General features: G+C 71.4%; 13 protein-coding genes and 1 tRNA gene. 4 read left to right on the top strand and 10 right to left on the bottom strand.

The annotated features are described in order from the left end of the window. Window positions 1-49: 49 nt before the first annotated feature. From rho to argS, 9 genes are all read right to left on the bottom strand, one after another. Complete coding sequence (rho, locus tag IF22_RS0117145; protein WP_030333145.1) at window positions 50-2,251, bottom strand: transcription termination factor Rho; 2,202 nt, start codon at window positions 2,249-2,251, stop codon at window positions 50-52. Between the two features lie 296 nt (window positions 2,252-2,547). Beyond that, window positions 2,548-3,492, bottom strand: coding sequence for a homoserine kinase (gene thrB, locus IF22_RS0117140; RefSeq protein ID WP_030333142.1), 945 nt, complete (start codon window positions 3,490-3,492; stop codon window positions 2,548-2,550). 64 nt (window positions 3,493-3,556) lie between these two features. Beyond that, window positions 3,557-4,801 carry an MFS transporter gene (locus IF22_RS0117135; protein ID WP_030333141.1) on the bottom strand — a complete coding sequence of 415 codons (1,245 nt, stop codon included), beginning with the start codon at window positions 4,799-4,801 and terminating at the stop codon, window positions 3,557-3,559. A gap of 11 nt (window positions 4,802-4,812) precedes the next feature. Continuing rightward, the gene (locus IF22_RS0117130) at window positions 4,813-5,661 is read right to left on the bottom strand and encodes a polysaccharide deacetylase family protein (RefSeq protein WP_245233656.1); all 849 of its coding nucleotides are present in this window, start codon (window positions 5,659-5,661) and stop codon (window positions 4,813-4,815) included. Between the two features lie 126 nt (window positions 5,662-5,787). After that, entirely contained in the window at window positions 5,788-9,081 is a 3,294-nt protein-coding gene (locus IF22_RS0117125; protein WP_030333137.1) for an efflux RND transporter permease subunit, read from the bottom strand. A 129-nt stretch (window positions 9,082-9,210) separates the two neighbouring features. Next, entirely contained in the window at window positions 9,211-10,260 is a 1,050-nt protein-coding gene (thrC, locus tag IF22_RS0117120) for a threonine synthase (RefSeq protein WP_030333136.1), read from the bottom strand. Between the two features lie 140 nt (window positions 10,261-10,400). Continuing rightward, entirely contained in the window at window positions 10,401-11,711 is a 1,311-nt protein-coding gene (locus tag IF22_RS0117115; protein WP_030333133.1) for a homoserine dehydrogenase, read from the bottom strand. Window positions 11,712-11,719: 8 nt separating this feature from the next. Then, entirely contained in the window at window positions 11,720-13,105 is a 1,386-nt protein-coding gene (gene lysA / locus IF22_RS0117110; protein ID WP_030333131.1) for a diaminopimelate decarboxylase, read from the bottom strand. 1 nt (window position 13,106) lies between these two features. Beyond that, window positions 13,107-14,774, bottom strand: coding sequence for an arginine--tRNA ligase (gene argS, locus IF22_RS0117105; protein ID WP_030333129.1), 1,668 nt, complete (start codon window positions 14,772-14,774; stop codon window positions 13,107-13,109). A 97-nt stretch (window positions 14,775-14,871) separates the two neighbouring features. On the opposite strand from argS, the gene IF22_RS0117100 reads away from it, so the two are divergent. The 4 genes from IF22_RS0117100 (at window position 14,872) to IF22_RS0117085 (ending at window position 17,590) form a co-directional block, all read left to right on the top strand. After that, window positions 14,872-15,681 carry a thioredoxin-like domain-containing protein gene (locus IF22_RS0117100; RefSeq protein WP_030333127.1) on the top strand — a complete coding sequence of 270 codons (810 nt, stop codon included), beginning with the start codon at window positions 14,872-14,874 and terminating at the stop codon, window positions 15,679-15,681. A gap of 8 nt (window positions 15,682-15,689) precedes the next feature. Next, the gene (locus IF22_RS0117095; protein ID WP_030333126.1) at window positions 15,690-16,364 is read left to right on the top strand and encodes a DUF305 domain-containing protein; all 675 of its coding nucleotides are present in this window, start codon (window positions 15,690-15,692) and stop codon (window positions 16,362-16,364) included. Between the two features lie 363 nt (window positions 16,365-16,727). Next, entirely contained in the window at window positions 16,728-17,423 is a 696-nt protein-coding gene (locus IF22_RS0117090; protein ID WP_030333124.1) for a winged helix-turn-helix domain-containing protein, read from the top strand. 92 nt (window positions 17,424-17,515) lie between these two features. Further along, window positions 17,516-17,590, top strand: a tRNA-Arg gene (locus IF22_RS0117085). 340 nt (window positions 17,591-17,930) lie between these two features. Here the strand turns inward: IF22_RS0117085 and IF22_RS0117080 are convergent. Continuing rightward, a complete protein-coding gene (locus IF22_RS0117080; protein WP_030333122.1) occupies window positions 17,931-18,905 on the bottom strand; it encodes a helix-turn-helix transcriptional regulator in 975 nt (324 codons plus the stop codon). Window positions 18,906-18,994: the final 89 nt, after the last annotated feature.

Raw genomic sequence — 18,994 nt, 5'->3', positions numbered from 1 at the left:
GGGGCACGACCACAACGGCCGTGCCCCTTCGTCGGTCAGCGCAGGAGGATCACTCCCCCGGCGTCGACTTCGCGATCTGCATCAGGAACTCGATGTTCGTGCGGGACTGCTTGAGCCGGTCCAGCAGGAGATCCATCGCCGCCTGCGAATCCAGCGAGTGCAGCACCTTCCGGAGCTTGTGGATGATGGCCAGCTCTTCCGGTGCGAGCAGGACCTCTTCCTTACGCGTACCGGACGGGTTGATGTCGATGGCCGGGAAGGTCCGCTTGTCGGCGATCTTCCGGTCCAGCTTCAACTCGGCGTTGCCCGTGCCCTTGAACTCCTCGAAGATGACCGTGTCCGCCATGGAACCGGTCTCCACCAGCGCCGTGGCGATGATGGTCAGCGACCCGCCGTTCTCGATGTTGCGGGCCGCGCCGAGGAAGCGCTTCGGCGGGTACAGCGCGGTGGAGTCGATACCACCCGACATGATCCGGCCGCTGGCCGGTGCCGCCAGGTTGTACGACCGACCGAGCCGGGTCACCGAGTCGAGCAGCACGACGACGTCGTGCCCCAGCTCGACGAGGCGCTTGGCCCGCTCGATGGCCAGCTCCGCCACCGTGGTGTGGTCCTGCGGCGGACGGTCGAACGTGGCCGCGATGACCTCGCCCTTGATCGACCGCTGCATGTCGGTGACCTCTTCGGGCCGCTCGTCGACCAGCACCACCATCAGGTGGCACTCCGGGTTGTTGCGGGTGATCGCGTTCGCGATCGCCTGCAGCACCATCGTCTTACCCGCCTTGGGCGGAGACTGGATGAGTGCCCGCTGGCCCTTGCCGATCGGCATGACCAGGTCGATGACCCGGGTGGTCAGGATGTGCGGCTCGGTCTCCAACCGCAGGCGCTCCTGCGGGTAGAGCGGAGTGAGCTTGTAGAACTCCGGACGACGCCGCGCCTCCTCCGGCTCCATCCCGTTGATCGTGTCCAGCCGCATCAGCGGGTTGTACTTGTCGCGCCGCTGGTCACCGCTGTTGCCACCCTCACGGGCCGCCCGCACCGCACCGGTGATCGCGTCACCACGGCGCAGGCCGTACTTCTTGATCTGGGACATCGAGACGTACACGTCGTTCGGGCCGGCCAGGTAACCGGTCGTCCGCACGAAGGCGTAGTTGTCGAGCACGTCGATGATGCCGGCCACCGGGACGAGCACGTCGTCCTCGCTGACCTGCGGCTCACGCCCGCCGGTGTCGGCACCGGTCTCGGCGCGCTCGCCGCGCCCGCGGCGACGGTCCCGGAAACGACTGCGCCGGCCGCGCCGGCCGCCGCCCTCGCCGTCGTCGTCGTCGCTGTCCCGCTCGGCCCGCTGACCACGGTCGTTGCGGTCGTTGCGGTCACCGCGGTCTTGGCGGTCGTTGCGCTCGGCCCGCTCACCCCGGTCGGCACGCTCACCACGATCGTTGCGCTCGCCCCGGTCGGTACGCTCGGCCCGCTCGCTCCGGTCGTTGCGCTCGCCCCGGTCGGCCCGCTCGCCCCGGTCGACACGCTCGCCCCGGTCGACACGCTCACCGCGCTCGGCACGCTCACCGCGCTCGGCACGCTCGGCACGCTCGCCCCGGTCGGCACGCTCGCCCCGGTCGGCACGCTCACCGCGCTCGGCACGCTCACCGCGCTCGGCACGCTCACCGCGCTCCGGACGCTCGGCCCGGTCGCGACGGGTCTCGCCGCGGTCGGCACGCTCGCCGGCTTCCGCCTCGTCGCCACGGGTTTCGGTCGCCCGCGCCTCGGTCGCCCGCGCCTCAGCGGGACGTGCCTCGGTCGCCCGCGCCTCGGCGGGGCGCGCCTCGGTGGCACGGGCCTCCGCCGCCGCGGTCCGGCTGCGCCGGGTGCGACTACGGCCCTCGGTCTCGGCGGCCGGCTCGGCCGGCGCCTCTTCGGCACCGCGTCGACCCTCGGCTGCCGGCCGGTCGGCGGTCTCCCGCACCTCGGCCCGCACCCCCTCACGGGTCGGCGCGGCTGCGGCCGCGACCTCGGCCCGTGGTCGAGGGGTCCCGGCGGCGTTGCCGCCCTGCCGCTCGGAAATCGCGGCGATCAGCTCGCCCTTGCGCATGCGAGCCGTGCCGGAGATGCCGAGCGACGCAGCCAGGCTCTGCAGCTCTGGCAGCAGCATCGCCGACAGACCGGTGCCGCTACGCCGACGACGGGCGGGAGCGGCGGCGGTGGCATCGCCAGCGACGTTGGAAACATCCGACGTCACGTCGGTGGTGTCGCTCAATGGATTCCTTCCCTCGATAGGCCGGGACTGCCCGGAGTCGGAACTCAGGTGGCCGGGCGGCCTCGGTGCACCCGCCTCGCAAGGACGCGTCGCGGGAGTCTGTGACACAGCAGCCGGTCGGTATCCCGACTCACCAACGTCGGTGAGCAGGTCTCGCCGTCTGCGGCGACCTGTGGAAACTGCGGCGCGGCGTGGGCCTTGGGCAGGGGTAGACGGGCTGACCGCCGAGAGCTTCGGGGGTGCGCCGCCCCGCAGGAGATCGCGTGCTTCGCGGCTGTGCTAGGTCTAGAGCGTAATCAACTCTTCCGACCTGCGGCAACAGGGTCCCGCTCGGCGTGTCCAAGTGTACCCCGGGCGACCCGCGCGCCGCTGACGTCTATCGGTAACTGCCAGATCTCCCAGTCTGTTCCCAGCGGGAAGTCCGCTGGCGGCTCGCTGAGCGCCAGGACAGTCGGCCCCGCCCCACTGACCACAGCTGCCACACCCGCCGCGCGCAACGCGTTGACCAGCGAAGACGTGCCCTGCATCCCGGCTGCGCGATAGTCCTGGTGGAGCCGGTCGACGGTGGCCGGCAGCAGCAGGGCCGGGTCCGTGGTGAGCGCGTGCACCAGCAGGGCCGCCCGCCCTGCCGTCAACGCGGCGTCACCATGCGGCACGGTGGCCGGCAGGGCCGCCCGCGCGGTCGCTGTCAGTCCGCGTTCCGCCGGGACGAAAACAGTGGGCCGCACCGCGTCGGCGACCGGCAGGGACACCGCCCGGGCACCGCCCGGCTCGGACCAGGCCACCGTGAAACCGCCGAGCAGGCACGGTGCCACGTTGTCGGGGTGACCCTCGATCTCGGCGGCCAGCCGCAGCGTGCCGGCGTCGTCGAGGCGGTGCTCCCCGTCGACGACGAGGGCCCGGGCCAGCAGCACACCGGCGACGATCGCGGCGGACGAGGAGCCCAGCCCACGCGCCTGCGGGATCCGGTTGACGCACTGCACGCTCAGCCCGCCGGGTTGGGCCCCCAGCACGTCGAACGCGGCGCGCATGGCCCGCACCACCAGGTGTCTGTCGTCGTCGGGCAGCTCACCGGCGCCCTGCCCGGTCACTGTCACCCGGACACCGCTCGGCGCGACCTCGGCGGCCAGGTCGTCGTAGAGCCCGAGGGCGAGGCCCAGCGCGTCGAAGCCCGGGCCCAGGTTGGCGCTGGTCGCCGGGACGCGGACCCGGACCGACTCGGCGGTGAAGTTCGTCGGCACGCGCTCATGCTAGGGCCCGGGACCGACGAACCGGGCCCGCGCCCGCTGCCTGGGATCGCCGAGCTCAGCCGGCCGGGTCCGGGACCGGCTCGGCGGCCGGATCGGTGAGCGAGAGCCGGCGGGTGGCGATCCGCCAACCGACCGCGTACACGAGGGTGATCAGACCGCAGCCGGCGAGCACCACCCGTTCGTCGACCACGTCCACCACCAGGGCCACCGCCAGTTGGCTCACCGAGATCGCCAACGTCGCCAGCATCATGTCGGTGGCGAAGACGCGGCCCCGCAGCCGGTCCGGGACCTCGCCCTGCAGAGCGAAGTTCGACATCACCCAGTTACTGCCACCCGCGAAGTGCGCCACGAAGACCAGCAACAGCACCAACGGAAACCAGCGCACGACGGAGGTGCCCAGGTAGGACAGGCCGTACAGCGACATGGACAACGCCAGCCCGGGCAGCAGCCAGGCCCGGTTGGTCAGCACCCGGCGCATCAGGATCGGCCCCACCAACGCTCCCGCGCCGCGTACCGCGAAGAGCAGGCCGGCGCCGAGCGGGCCGACACCGTAGACACCGGCCAACAGCGGGAACACGGTCAGCACGCCGTTGCCCAGGCCCACCGCCGACTTCACGGTGACCAGCGCCAGCACCCGGGGGCGGTGACCGATGTAGCCGAGTGCCTCGCGGACGGCGGACCAGGTCCGCTGGGGCGGTTGGTCGGCGTCCCGGGGCACCTGCAGCGGCCGGCGGATCCGGGTGGCGAGGGCCGCGGCGACCGCCAGGCCCGCCGCCGCCACCCAGAAGCAGACGTACGGGCCGGCAGCGGTGCTCAGCACGCCGCCGAGCGAGGCACCGACCACGGTCATGGTGCCCCAGGCCGAGCCGGCGACGGCGTTGCCGGCGGCGAGTTCGTGCGGCTCCAGCACGTTGGGCAGCGCGGCCTGGGCCGCCGGCGAGTAGAACGCCTTGGCCACCGCCACCGCGCCGATCGCCACCAGCGCCAGCCACGCCGTTGCCGCGGTGCGCACGCCGAGCAGCAGCAGCACGCCCGCCAGCGCCGCCACGTTCGCGGCGATCATGATCTTCCGGCGGTCGAAGCGGTCGGCGATCGTGCCGGTGTACGGCAGCAGCAGCGCCACGATGCCGGTGTCCACCGCCAACACCAGCGCGCCCCAGACACCGCTGCCGGTCAGATGCGGCAGCAGCACCAACAGCGGCACCATGACGAACCAGTCGGCGCCGAAGACCACCAACTCGGCGAGGAAGAGGTTGCGGAAGCTCCGATTGCCGGTCAGAACCGAGAGGGTGGACGCCACGGAGCGCGACCCTACCTGGTCTGTGGCGGCGCGACACCCGCTCCCAGCAGCGCCGAGACCGTGACGAAGGTGTAGCCGCGCGACCGTAACCCGTTGATCATGTCGGTCAGGCCCCGCAGTGCGACAAGCCGCCGCCGCGCCCCCACGTCGTGGCCGAGCACGATCGTTCCCGGCCGGACGCCCGCCACGATCCGCCGGGCGTGGCCGGCCGGATCGTCGGGGAACTCACGCTCCACCATCTGCAGCGACCAGAGCACCAGTCGGTAGTCCAGTCGGGCCGCCGCGTGCAGCACCGCACCGCCCAGGTGGCCGTACGGCGGACGGAGCAGCACCGGCGGCGACCCGGTCAGCTCGGCGATCACGTCGTGGCTGCGGCGCAGGTCGTCGTACGCCTCGTCGGCGTCCAGTTCGGCCAGGTCCCGGTGCTGCCAGCTGTGGTTGCCCACCTCGTGCCCGTCGAGCCGGTCGCGGACGACGTCGGCGTGCCGATGGACCTGCGCCCCGACCATGAAGAAGGTGGCCGGAACCCGGTGCTCGGCCAGGGTGTCGAGCACCATCGGAGTCCACTGTGGTGCGGGGCCGTCGTCGAAGGTGAGCGCCACCAGGCGCTGGTTGGTCGGTGCCGACCAGATGACCTCCAGCGCGCCGGAGCCGACATCCTGCTGACCGTTGCCGAGGGTGGCGCTGGCGGGGCCACCGGCGATCGGCAGTTTGCGATGGCCGCTCCACCACGCCTCGGACGTCCCCGCGCCGACGGCCACACCGCTCACCACCAGCAGGCCACGGCGCAGCAGGTCGCGTCGCCCCCACCCGCGCGCGTCCTCGGCCATCCGCCCGCCCCGCTCCACCCACACCCCCATCCATCTACGAGGAGTATGCAAGAAGTTACACAAAGTGCGGAGCGGTCGGGTCGGAGTGTTTCGGCTCATACAACTGGAACGCCCCCGGCAGAAATCCACCGGGGGCGTTCCGAACCTCGCTGCGACCTACTCGGTCGGCTCCGCCGGGGGCAGCGGCGAGGTGCGGCTACGGGGCAGCCGCAGCACCTCGAACTGGTCCGTGCCCTCCACCAGCGCGGCCGACGGCGCCGGTCGCCCGGCCAGCTGCGCACCTTCGGCGGTGGCCGTGGCCGTGGCCGGGGCCGGCGCGGGCGCGCCGCTCGGCACCGCGACCTGGTTCGGGGCTGGCGACTCGTCCGCCTCCACGGTGGTCACCGCCGACCCCCCGGAGCGCCGCCGTGCGCGCCGAGCGCGCAGCGACTCCTTGGTGTGCTCCACCATCGTGTACAGCGTCGGCACCAGGATCAGCGTGAGCAACGTCGAGCTGAGCAGACCACCGATCACCACGACCGCCAGCGGCTGGGAGATGAAGCCGCCCTCACCGGTCAACCCGAGCGCCATCGGCAGCAGCGCGAAGATGGTCGCCACCGCCGTCATCAGGATCGGGCGCAGCCGGCGACGGCCACCTTCGACCACCGCCTCCTGAACCCCCATGCCCTGCGCCCGGTACTGGTTGATCAGGTCGAGCAACACGATCGCGTTGGTCACCACGATGCCGACCAGCATCAGCACACCGATCAGCGCCGGCACGCCGAGCGGCGTTCCGGTGACCAACAGCAGGCCGATCGCACCGGTCGCCGCGAACGGGATGGAGATCAGCAGGATCAGCGACTGGGTCAGGCTGCGGAACGTCGCCACCATGATCAGGAAGACGATCGCGATCGCGGCCAGCACCGCCAGGCCCAGGTCCGCGAAGGCGTCCGCCTGATCCGCGCTGACACCACCGATGGTGAAGCTCGCACCCGGCACGTTGATGCCGTCCAACCGCTTCTGCAACTCAGTGCTGGTCGCGCCCAGGTTCGAGCCGGTCGCCGAGCCGGTCACCGACACGCTGCGCTCACCGTCGATCCGACTGACCTGCTGCGGCCCCTCGCCCTGGGTGACCTTCGCGATGTCGCCCAAGGTGACCGGACCCACCGGCAGCGCCCGCAGCGCCTCCACCGTCGTCGGCGGCTGCGTGCCCAGCCGCAGCACCACGTTCTGCTGCCGGCCGTCGAGCGTGACCTGCCCCAGCGGCGCTCCCCGGAACGCCTGCGACACCAACTGCCCCACGGCGGCCTCGGTGAGCCCGACCCGACCGGCGGCGACCCGGTCGACCGTCACGTCGACTCGCGGCACCTGCGCGGCCAGGCTGGTGGTGACGTCCTCGACGTCCGGCACCCCGGCCATCGCCGTGCGGGCCTCCTCGGCGGCCCGGGCCAGCACCTCCGGGTCGCTGGCCTGGACGATCACCTCCAGCTGGCTGGTCGACGCCTCCTGCCCGCCACCGAAGCTGATCTCGCCCAGCCCGCTGCCGAGCTTGTCGAACTCCTCGCGCAGCACCTCACGCATCTTCTTCGCGTCGGTGTCACCGTCGAGCGCCAACGACCAGTTGGCGACGTTGTTGCCGCCACCCCCGAACGGGTTGTCCCCGCCGCCGGCGGTCACCTGGTACGTCTTGACGCCCTTGGTGCGGGACAGCACCGACTCGATCTGCTTGGCCGCCGCGTCGGTGGCCGCCAGACCACTGCCGGCCGGCAGCTCCTGGCTCATGTTGAGGGTGTCCTGGCCGGAGTCGTCCAGGAAGTTGGTCTCCAACTTCTGCGACAGGCCGAAGGTGCCGAAGAGCACCAGCAGGCCGAGCCCGATGGTGATCCAGCGGGTGGACCGCTTGCGGGTGGCGAAGCCGATCACCGGCAGGTAGCCCCGCTGCAACGGGTTGCGCAGCTCCTTCTCCTCCGCGCCGCGCCGTACCGCCTCGTCGTCGGCGGTGCCGCTGGGCGGCTTGAGGAACCAGTACGCGAGGACCGGGATCACGGTCAGCGACACCAGCAGCGAGGCGAGCAGGGCCACCGTCACGGTGATCGCGAACGGCGCGAAGAGCTGGCCCACGAACCCGCCGACCAGCGCGATGGGCGCGAACACCGCCACCGTGGTGAGGGTGGACGCGGTCACCGCACCGGCCACCTCCCGGACCCCGGTGATGATGGCGTGCCGCTTCTCCTCGCCGTACTCCAGGTGTCGTTTGATGTTCTCCAACACCACGATCGAGTCGTCGACCACCCGACCGACAGCGATTGTCAACGCGCCGAGGGTGAGCAGGTTGAGCGAGTAGTCACCGATCCACAGGGCGATCAGCGCCACCAGCACGGAGAGCGGGATGGAGACCGCGGTGACCACCGTCGAGCGCACCGACAGCAGGAAGACCAGGATGACGATGACCGCCATCACCAGGCCCAGCAGGCCCTCGGTGGTCAGCGACTCGATCGACTTCTCGACGAACGGCGCCTGGTCGAAGACCACCGTCAGCTCCGCGCCGGAGGCGTCCTTCAGGTCGTCGAGCCGGTCACGGATCTCGTGCGAGATCTGCACGGCGTTGCCGTCCGGGGCCGCGGTGACCGCGACACCGAGGCTGTCCTTGCCGTTGGTACGGGTGATCGCGGTGGCCGGAGCGAGCTGCTGCTCGACGGTCGCGACGTCACCGAGTCGGACCGGTGCCGCAGCCGGGGCGACCACGATGCCGCGCAGCTCCTCCAGGGTGGCGATCGGCGTACCGACCTGCACCGGGAGGGCCAGCGTGCCGTCGGTCACCGCGCCGGCTGGCACCGCCACGCCGTTGGTCTTCAACGCCGCGCCGATCGCCGTCGGTTGGATCTTCGCGGCGGCCAGCTTCGCCGGGTCCGGGGTGACCACCACCACGTCGTCCCGGTCGCCGGTCACCTCGACGGTGCGTACCCCCTCGATGCCCTCCAGCTCCGGCACCACTGTGGCGCGCAGCTTCTCGGCGAGCGCCCGCTCGTCCCCGGTGCCGGCCGCGGCCAGCACCACCGCCGGGAGGTCGTCGGTGCTACCCGCGATGACCTGCGGGTCCACGCCCTCCGGCAGCTGGGCGTCGATACGGCTCAACGCGGTCTGCATCTTGTTGACCACGTCGTCCAGGTCGGTGCCGAACTCGTACATCACCTGGACGGTGGCCGCCCCCTCGCGGGACGTGGAAGTGATCTTGTCCAGCCCGGGGATGCCCTGCAGGGCGTTCTCGATCGGCTCGGTCACCTGGGACTCGACGATCTCGGGGCCGGCGCCGGGGTAGGGGGCCACGATGAACGCGGCCGGGAACTCGAGCGACGGCAGCAGTTGCTGCTTCAGCGACGGCACGGCGAACGCTCCGAACACCGTGGTCACCACCGCGATGAGGGCAATCAGCCCTCGGTTGGCGAGGCTGAATCTGGCGAGCAGCGACATCGGCCTGGCTCACTCCTGAACGAGAATGCGGGCGGGGATACCCGAAAGTGTGCCGGACTCGCCTACCTCGGCCCCCGCCGCCCCCGGGCCGCCCGCCCGCCGTCGATCACCACCAGGACGGTGGCGCGCTCAGGCGAGGTCGAGGGCGCGGGCCGCCGCCAGCGGGTCGTTCCCGATGGTCACCGGCGCCGGTGCGGTGGAAATCGCCCATTCCGGGTCCTTCAACCCGTGACCGGTCACCGTGCACACGACAGTGGAACCGGGCGGCACCGCGCCCGCCGCACCCTGCTGGAGCAGACCGGCCACGCTGGCCGCGCTGCCCAGCTCGACGAAGACCCCCACCTCGCGGGCGAGCAGGCGGTACGCGGACAGGATCTCGCGGTCGGTCACCGACGCGATCAGGCCACCGGAGGCGTCCCGGGCATCCAACGCCTTGGTCCAGCTCGCCGGGTTGCCGATCCGGATCGCGGTGGCGATCGTCGACGGCTCCGGCACCACCTGGCCGGTCACGATCGGGGCCGCCCCGGCGGCCTGGAAGCCGTACATCTTCGGCGTCCGGGTGGTGGCACCGGCCGCCGTCTCCTCCGAATATCCCATCCAGTACGCGGAGATGTTGCCGGCGTTGCCGACCGGCAGGCAGTGGATGTCGGGCGCGTCACCGAGCGCCTCGACGATCTCGAAGGCGGCGGTCTTCTGCCCGTGCAGACGGTCGATGTTGACCGAGTTGACCAACGCGACCGGATAGTCCTGGGCGAGCTTGGCGGCCGTCGCGAGGCAGTCGTCGAAGTTGCCGTTGACCTGCAACAGCTTCGCGCCGTGCACCAGCGCCTGGGCCAACTTGCCCAACGCGATCTTGCCCTGCGGCACCAGCACGGCACAGGTCAACCCGGCCCGAGCCGCGTACGCCGCGGCGGAGGCGCTGGTGTTGCCGGTGGAGGCGCAGATGATGGCCTTGTTGCCGGCCTCGACCGCCTTGGACACCGCGAGGGTCATCCCCCGGTCCTTGAAGGAGCCGGTCGGGTTGGCACCCTCCACCTTCAGGTACACGTCGCAACCGAGCCGGGCGGACAGCACCGGCGCCGGCAACAACGGGGTGTTCCCCTCGTGCAGCGTGACGACCGGCGTGGCCGCGGTGACCGGCAGCCGATCCCGGTACGCCTCGATCAGACCCCGCCACATGTCGTTTCTCCTCGCCTCTACCGCCGCGCCCACCCGAGCGTCACGGCCACCTTGGACCAGCCTGCCGGAGCGGTCGATGGCACACCCCGGCGTACCCACCTGACGGGACGCGCGAGCCGTGCCGTCGATGATGCAACGACTCAGGCGTCGCCCTCGACCCGCAGCACACTGGTCACCGACCGGACGATGTCCAGCCCGCGCAGCTCGCCGACGGTCGCCGCGAGCGCGGCGTCCGGGGCCACATGCGTGACGATGACCAGCTCGGCGTCGCCGTCGCGGCCCGCCGGTCCGCCGGCCGAGCCCTGCCGCACCGTCGCGATCGACACGTCGTGCCGGGCGAACACGCTCGCCACCGACGCCAGCACACCCGGGCGGTCGGCCACGTCGAGGCTCACGTGGTAGCGGGTCAACGCCTCACCCATCGGCCGGACCGCCAGGTCCGCGTACGCGCTCTCGCTGGCCGCGCGCACCCCGGCGAGCCGGTTACGGGACACCGCGACCACGTCGCCGAGCACCGCGCTGGCGGTGGGCGCCCCGCCGGCGCCCCGACCGTAGAACATCAGCTGCCCGGCGGCGTCCGCCTCCACGAAGACCGCGTTGAACGCGTCACCGACGCTGGCCAGCGGGTGGCTGCGGGGGATCATCGCCGGGTGCACCCGGACGCTGACCGTCTCCCGGCCGGTGGGGTCCACGCCCCGGGCCGCGATGCAGAGCAGCTTGATCGTGCAGCCCATCGCCTGGGCGCTGGCCATGTCCGCGGCGGTCACCTCGGTGATGCCCTCGCGATGCACGTCGGCGGCGCCGACCCGGGTGTGGAACGCCAACGAGGCGAGGATCGCTGCCTTCGCCGCCGCGTCGAAGCCCTCGACGTCGGCGGTCGGGTCGGCCTCCGCGTACCCCAGGGCGGTGGCCTCGTCGAGGGCCTCGGCGAAGCCGGCGCCGGTCGCGTCCATCGCGGAGAGGATGAAGTTGGTGGTGCCGTTGACGATGCCGGTGACCCGGTTGATCCGGTCGCCGTGCAGCGACTCGCGCAGCGGGCGCAGCAGCGGGATGGCCCCGGCCACCGACGCCTCGTAGTAGAGGTCGCCGCCGCCCTCGGCGGCCGCCTCGTGCAGGGCCACCCCGTCCTCGGCGAGCAGCGCCTTGTTGGCGGTGACCACGCTCTTGCCGGCGCGCAGCGCCTCGACCAGCCAGCTGCGGGCCGGCTCGATGCCACCGACCACCTCGACCACCACGTCGACGTCGTCGCGCTTGATCAGGCCGAGCGCGTCGGTGGTGAACAGGTCCTCGGCGACCGGCAGGTCACCCCGGTCGCGGCCGAGCCGGCGGACGGCGATGCCGGCGATCTCCAGCGGAGCGCCGATCCGCGCGGCCAGGTCGGCCGACTGCTCGTGCAGCAGCCGGACCACCTCCTGGCCGACAGTGCCACAGCCGAGCAGCGCCAAGCGCACAGGTGACGTCATCCAACATCCAATGCGAGCAGGTCCTCTTCGGTTTCCCGCCGGACGATCAGGCGCGCCTGGCCGTCGCACACCGCGACCACCGGTGGCCGGGGCACATGGTTGTAGTTGCTGGCCATGCTTCGGCAGTACGCACCGGTGCCGGGCACTGCGACAAGATCTCCGGGCTGCACGTCGGCGGGCAGGAATTCATCCTTCACCACGATGTCCCCGGACTCACAGTGCTTTCCCACCACGCGGGCGAGCAACGGCTGCGCGGTCGAGGCGCGCGAGGCCAGCGTCGCCGAGTAGGACGCGTCGTACAGGGCGGTGCGGATGTTGTCGCTCATCCCCCCGTCGACGCTGACGTACGTCCGGAGGCCGTCGAGATCCTTGACCGTGCCGACCTCGTAGAGGGTGAACACGGCCGGCCCGACGATGGCCCGGCCCGGCTCGATCGACAGGTGCGGCACTGCCAGGTTCTCCACCGCGCACTCCGAATCGACGATCTTGCGAAGTCGCTTGGCCAGATCCTGCGGTGTCGCCGGGTCGTCCTGGGTGGTGTACGCGATGCCGAACCCGCCGCCGAGGTCCAGCTCGGGAAGCTCCACCCCGCGCGCGTCGCGGATCTGGGCCTGCAGGGCGAGCACCCGACGGGCCGAGACCTCGAAGCCGCTGGCGTCGAAGATCTGCGAGCCGATGTGCGAGTGCAGACCGCGCAGCTCCAGCACACCCTCGTCGAGGATCTTGAACGCGGCGTTGGCGGCGGCCCCGCCAGCCAGCGAGAAGCCGAACTTCTGGTCCTCGTGGGCGGTGGCGATGAACTCGTGGGTGTGCGCCTCGACACCCACGGTGACACGGACCAGCACCCGGGGCCGGACCCCGCGCTCGCGGGCCAGCGCGGTGAGCCGGTCGATCTCGGTGAACGAGTCGACGATGATGCGGCCCACCCCGGCGTCCAGCGCCCGGCCCAGCTCGGCGACCGACTTGTTGTTGCCGTGGAAGCCGATCCGCTCCGGCGGCATCCCGGCCGACAGCGCGGTGGCCAGCTCGCCGCCGGTGCAGACGTCCAGGTGCAGACCCTCCTCGGCGATCATCCGGACCACCGCCCGGCAGAGGAACGCCTTGCCGGCGTAGTAGACGTCCTCGGTCGGGAAGGCCGCCCGGAAGTCGCGGCAGCGCGAGCGCAGGTCGGCCTCGTCCAGGACGTACACCGGGGTGCCGAACTCGGCAGCGATGTCGCGGACGCTCAGGCCCGCGACGGCGACAGCGCCGTCCGCGCCACGCGTCACCGACCTCGGCCACAGCGCCGGCACGAGGGCGTTGACGTCGGCAGGGGTACGCAGCCAGGCCGGCCCCTGGTTGCTGATGTCCGCGTGCAGCGCACCAGCCTCATGAGCGCGCATGTCACATCCTCTCGGGGGCGGAGACGCCGAGCAGGTGTAGACCGTTGGCGATCACCGTGCGGGTGGCGTTGTTGAGCCAGAGCCGGGCGCGGTGCAGGTCGGTGACCTCCTCGTCGCCCAGCGGCAGCACCCGGCAGTTGTCGTAGAACCGGTGGTAGGAGGCAGCGACGTTCTCCTCCAGGTAGCGGGCCACCCGGTGCGGCTCGCGCAGCTCGGCGGCGGTGGCCACCACCGCCGGGAACTCGGCGAGCGCCTTGAGCAGCTCGTTCTCCTTCTCGTGGTCGAGCAGCTCGGGGCGGAACGCCTCGGCGTCACCCGGAACCAGCCCCACCTCGGCGGCGTTGCGGGCCACGCCCGCCGTCCGGGCGGCCACGTACTGCACGTAGTAGACCGGGTTGTCGCGGGTCGCCCGGGTCCACAGCTCGATGTCGATGTCGATCGGCGAGTCGCTGGAGTAACGGGCCAACGCGTACCGGGCGGCGTCCACGCCGATCGCCTCGACCAGGTCCTCCAGGGTGATCACCGTGCCGGCCCGCTTGCTCATCCGCATCGGGGCGCCGTCGCGCAGCAGGTTGACCAGCTGCCCGATGAGGATCTCCAGGTTGCGCTCCGGGTCGTCGCCGAAGCAGGCGGACATCGCCTTCATCCGGCCGATGTAGCCGTGGTGGTCGGCACCCAGCATGATCACGACCCGCTCGAAGCCGCGCTCGCGCTTGTCCAGGTAGTAGGCGCAGTCCGCGGCGAAGTACGTCCACTCGCCGTTGGACTTGCGCAGTACCCGGTCCTTGTCGTCGCCGAATTCGGTGGTGCGGAGCCAGGTGGCGCCCTCGGACTCGTACAGGTGCCCCTGCTGGCGCAGCCGGGCCAGGGCGAGGTCCAACTCACCCCGGTCGTGCAGGTCCTTCTCGTTGAAGTAGGTGTCGAACTCCACCCCGAAGTCGCGCAGCGAGCTGCGGATCTCGTCGAACATCAGCGCGACGCCCTCGACCCGGAAGATCTCCTGGGCGGCGTCGTCGTCGAGCGAGCGCGCCTCCGGCCGGCGGGCCTGCACCTCGCTGGCGATCTCGGCGATGTACGCCCCGCCGTAACCGTCCTCCGGAGCAGGCTCGCCCTTGGCCGCGGCGAGCAGCGACCGGGCGAACCGGTCGATCTGCGAACCGGCGTCGTTGAAGTAGTACTCCGTGCCGACCTGCGCGCCGGTGGCCCGCAGCAGCCGGCTCAGCGCGTCACCGACGGCCGCCCAACGGACCCCGCCGATGTGCACCGGCCCGGTCGGGTTGGCCGAGACGAACTCCAGGTTGATCTTCTCGCCGGCGAGCCGGTCGCTGTGGCCGTACTCCGAGCCGGCCTCGACGATCATCCGCGCGAGTTGACCGGCGGCAGCGGCGTCGAGCCGGATGTTCAGGAAGCCCGGCCCGGCGATTTCCACCGATTTCACACCCGCCGCCCGACCCAGCTCGTCGGCCAGGGCCGTCGCCAACTCCCGGGGCGGGACGCCCACCTTCTTGCTCAACTGCAGCGCGAGCGTCGAGGCGTAGTCGCCGTGCTCGGGGTTGCGCGGTCGCTCCACCACCGTGCTCGCCGGCAACGCGGCGCGGTCGAGGCCACGCTGGTCGAAGACGGCGTGGGCGGCGGCAAGGACGACCGAGGCTAGTTCTGCAGGAGTCACCCATCCATGTTATCGGGGGTAGACTCGGGCACTCGGCGGCTCCCCTGCGCGTCATCCGGCCCGCCACTCCCCTGACCGACCGACTTGACGAGGCACGATGAGCATCAGCACCCCGGGTGGCCCTGAGCGCCGCCCGACCGTGGTCAGCACCGGCAAGAAGCCGGCCGCAGGCCGGCCGGCGTCCGGCGCCAAGGCCGGCTCCGGCAAGCCGACGGGCAAGCCGGCAGGCTCTCCCCGGGCCGGCGGCAAGGGCCCGCGCAAGCCGGTCACCCCGGTCAAGGTGAGCCAGGGCCGCGCCTGGGGTCCGATCGCGCTCTTCGTCGCCGTGGGTGTGCTCTTCGTGGCGATCGTCGGGTACGGCGCCTGGGCGACCTTCCAGGGCTCCAAGCCGTGGGACAAGCGGGCCAACGCCATCGACGGCATCGTCAACATCCGCAAGTCCGACCCGGACAGCCTGAAGTACGAGTCGCACAAGTCGGGTCCGCTGACCTGGAACTACTCGCCTCCGGTGGGTGGGGTGCACAACGCCGCCTGGCAGAACTGCATGGGCGACGTGTACGACGCCCCGATCGCCAACGAGCACGCGGTGCACAGCCTGGAGCACGGCGCGGTGTGGATCACCTACCGCCCCGACCTGCCGAAGGACCAGGTCGACAAGCTCGCCGGCAAGGTGCGCGGCGTCGAGAAGACCTTCATGAGCCCGTACGAGGGCCTGGACAAGCCGATCTCGCTGCAGGCCTGGGGCTACCAGCTCAAGGTCGACAACGCCGACGACTCGCGGATCGACGAGTTCATCAAGGACCTGCGGGTGAACGCCTCCGTCGAGGGCCCGACGGCGCTCTGCAACACCGGCATCACCGCCACCGGCACCACGCCGCGTGAGCTTCAGCAGCAGCCCACCCAGTAAGGACCGCAATGACCGCTCCGGCGACCACCGACAGCGAGCACGACGACGACATCCCGGCCACCCCGGACGAGGGTGGCCGGGCCCCGGCGTCGCGCTACGGCGTGCTGGCGCTCGCCGTCATGCTGGTGGTGGGGCTCCTCCTCGGGTACGCGGGCGGCCTGCTCACCCCGCGACTCACCCAACCCGGTGACGCCTCGGTCGAGGCGGGCTTCGCCCGGGACATGACCACCCACCACGCGCAGGCGGTGGAGATGAGCCTGATCGCGTACCGGTCGGCGACCCTCCCCGAGGTGCGGCAGATCGCTGTCGACATCGCCACCGGGCAGCAGGGCGAGATCGGCGCCATGCAGACCTGGCTGCGCGAGTGGGGTCTCAGCCCGACCGGGTCGAAGCCACCGATGTCGTGGATGTCCGACGGTGCCACCGTCACTGACGGTCTGATGCCCGGCATGGCCACGCCGCAACAGATGACCGCCCTGCGCGAGGCTCAGGGCATCGATGTCGACCGGCAGTTCCTGGCCCTGATGTACGACCACCACCTGGGCGGCATCCACATGATCGACGCGGCGCTCGACGCTACCGACAACGACGAGGTGCTGCGGGTGGCGAACACCATGAAGGCCACCCAGCAGACCGAACTGAACAACCTCCGGCAACTCCAGGCGCAGGCAGCCAAGGGCTGACCGACCCACGGGCACACACCGGGCCCGCGTCTCCGCCGCACGATGGCGGGACGCGGGCCCGACCCGTACCACCCATACCTGCCCATGCTCGGCCCACGCACCCGGCCCATTGCCCACGCCCAACCCATGCCCAGCCCCGCCCATGATCGACTCGGGTTTCAGGAAACTGGGGTGTCGTCGTGAGCGGGACACCACGACTTCTTGAAACCCGAGTCGATCAAGGCGCACACTCGGCGGCTTGCGCCCCGAAAGATACTCTTTGTCCCTTGTGGGGCTATCGCGAGGCACGGGCGATTACGTTGCTTAGAGAGTTTTCTCCCCACATATCGTGACCAGTTGCGATTCGGGCTCGTTGCCCAAGACGTGGGGGTTGCACTCAGAGACGCACGGCGTTCGGTCACCAGTTGGTGCCGACGCCACACCATCGGTGGTGACGGGGCGGTGGCAGCCGTCCGTCGCGGACAGCGGCAGGGCGAGCCGGGAATGCTCAGCCGCGAACAGGAACTCGAGTTGATCGACACGCTGCGGGGCGTCCACCCCGACGAGTTCGGCCTGGACGAGGAGCTGTGGACGCGGCAGAGCCTCACCACGCTCATCCAGCGGCGCTTCGACCTGCCGTTGGACCCTGGTGCGGTCGGGGCGTACCTGCGGGCCTGGGGGTTGGGTCCGCGCGAGCCGCGCGAGCGCGCCTGCGGGCTCTGCGTCAGCGCGGTCGAGCGGTGGGTCCGCAGTGACTACCCGGCGATCACCCGGGCCGCGCAGGAGCACCTCGCGGAGGTGTACTGGATCGGGCGGGTCCGACTGCGTGGCACCATGCCGGCAGCGGACGTGATCTCCGCGGTCTCGTCCCGTGGCCGGGTGCGCTTCATGATCACCACGCCGACGGTGGACCCGCCGCTTCCCCGCGACTTCGTGCTGCGGCTCAGCGGCGAGGAGCAGCGCACCGTGCACCTGATCGTGGACGGCTCCTGGCCGCGCAACGAGTGGCCACGTCGGCTTCCCCGGCGGATCGTCCTGCACCCGCTGCCCAGTTGCGGGCGGGCGATCGCGGCGGCCTGAGCACCGGGTGAGCCGGTTGCCGACACGATCGGCTCACCCGATACCGATTCGGCGTACGCGGAAGAGGTTTGCTAGTCTTCTCCAGTCGCTGAGCCCCCGTAGCTCAGGGGATAGAGCACCGCCCTCCGGAGGCGGGGGCGCAGGTTCGAATCCTGCCGGGGGCACCAGGAAACAGTTTTACCCGACACTGCCGGGCGCAGGGGCACACAGCCTCCACGCGCCCGGTTTTGCGTTTCCGCTCGCCGAAGCCCGGAACGGGTCGCCTGGGTGGACCTGAGCCCGTGCGTCGGTGCAGCTGCCACGCCTGACCAGGGGAAGCACCGCATCGGCCAGCTCCACGCTTCCGGTTCGCCGCTCCGCCCTCCCGTACCGCTCCGCTTCGAGTGTCACCTCAGCGGTGGCGGCGCGTCCGTCACCTCATCCGTGCCCGGGTACGTCAGGGCTGATCACCGCCAGCTGTGGGGTCGTCGCCGCCGCGACGACCCCACGCGCACGGCCGCCGAGCGTCTAGCTCGGACGGGCCGCGTCGGCGTAGCGGCGGGCGAGTCCCCCGAAGGCGGCCTTGAGCTCTGCGGGCCCGATCACCTCGATGTCCGCGTCGAACCTGCCGAGCGCGGCGGCGAGGCCGACCCAGGACCAGGAGCCCTGTACGAGCTTGCAGCGGTCGGGGCCGAGTTCTTCGACAAGCCCGTCGCGGGTGTACGCGGCGACGGCGGCGGCGGGAAGGCCGAGGATGACCTCCCCCACGCAGGGCCACGCCGAGGTGTCGGTGGAACCTCGGAAGCGGCCCGTGACGTACGTGGCCACGTCTCCCCTGGGCAGTCGTCGTGGGGTGAAGCGTGGCCCGGTCGGGGTACGCGGGCTGACCCGGTCACAGCGGAAGGTTCGCCAGTCGTCTCGGTCGAGGTCCCAGGCGACGAGATACCAGCGCCCCTTCCAGGTGACGAGGTGGTGGGGCTCCACGCGGCGGGGCGGCGCGTCGGTGGTGGCGCTCGTCGGGCCGTAGTCGAAGCGCAGAACCTCGTGGGCGTGGACGGCCGCGCCGAGGGCTGTCAGCACGGTGCGGTCGACCGGGGAGTCCGACCCGGTGGCGGGTTGTCCGACGGCGGTGACCTGGAGGGCGTCGATGCGGTGCCGCAGTCGGCTGGGCATGACCTGCCGCATGGTGTTCAGCGCTCGCGTCGCGCCCTCCTGGATGTCCGCGCCGGAGAGGGCTGCCACCTGGAGTGCGACAGCGATCGCGACGGCCTGCTCGTCGTCGAACAGCAGCGGTGGCAGTCGGGCGCCGGCGTCGAGCCGGTACCCGCCGTCCGGCCCCTTGAAGGCTCTGATCGGGTAGCCGAGCTCGCGCAGCCGGTCGACATCGCGTCGCACCGTTCGCGGGCTCACGTCCAGCCTCTCGGCCAGGAGGCCGCCCGGCCAGTCACGTCGGGCCTGGAGGAGCGAGAGCAGCGACAGCAGTCTCGCGGAGGTCGTGGCCATGCATCCGAGTCTGCTCCAGGTAGCGGCCACAACCTGACCGCTACCCCTGCCATCGTCGGCGTCACGCCCGGGCAACAGCCACGGGCGAC

This window comes from Micromonospora parva, from assembly GCF_000718515.1.
In the GTDB taxonomy this organism is placed as follows: domain Bacteria; phylum Actinomycetota; class Actinomycetes; order Mycobacteriales; family Micromonosporaceae; genus Micromonospora; species Micromonospora parva.
The sequence above is the reverse complement of the archived record's forward strand: the minus strand, read 5'-3'. Positions and strand labels throughout refer to the sequence as shown.

Excerpts from the sequence above, each read along its gene's own strand:
- thrC (WP_030333136.1), bottom strand. The coding sequence starts at position 10,260 with ATGTGGCGGGGTCTGATCGAGGCGTACCGGGATCGGCTGCCGGTCACC.
- IF22_RS0117095 (WP_030333126.1), top strand. The coding sequence starts at position 15,690 with ATGACCGCTCCGGCGACCACCGACAGCGAGCACGACGACGACATCCCG.
- IF22_RS0117100 (WP_030333127.1), top strand. The coding sequence starts at position 14,872 with ATGAGCATCAGCACCCCGGGTGGCCCTGAGCGCCGCCCGACCGTGGTC.
- IF22_RS0117080 (WP_030333122.1), bottom strand. The coding sequence starts at position 18,905 with ATGGCCACGACCTCCGCGAGACTGCTGTCGCTGCTCTCGCTCCTCCAG.
- IF22_RS0117125 (WP_030333137.1), bottom strand. The coding sequence starts at position 9,081 with ATGTCGCTGCTCGCCAGATTCAGCCTCGCCAACCGAGGGCTGATTGCC.
- IF22_RS0117130 (WP_245233656.1), bottom strand. The coding sequence starts at position 5,661 with ATGGGGGTGTGGGTGGAGCGGGGCGGGCGGATGGCCGAGGACGCGCGC.
- lysA (WP_030333131.1), bottom strand. The coding sequence starts at position 13,105 with ATGCGCGCTCATGAGGCTGGTGCGCTGCACGCGGACATCAGCAACCAG.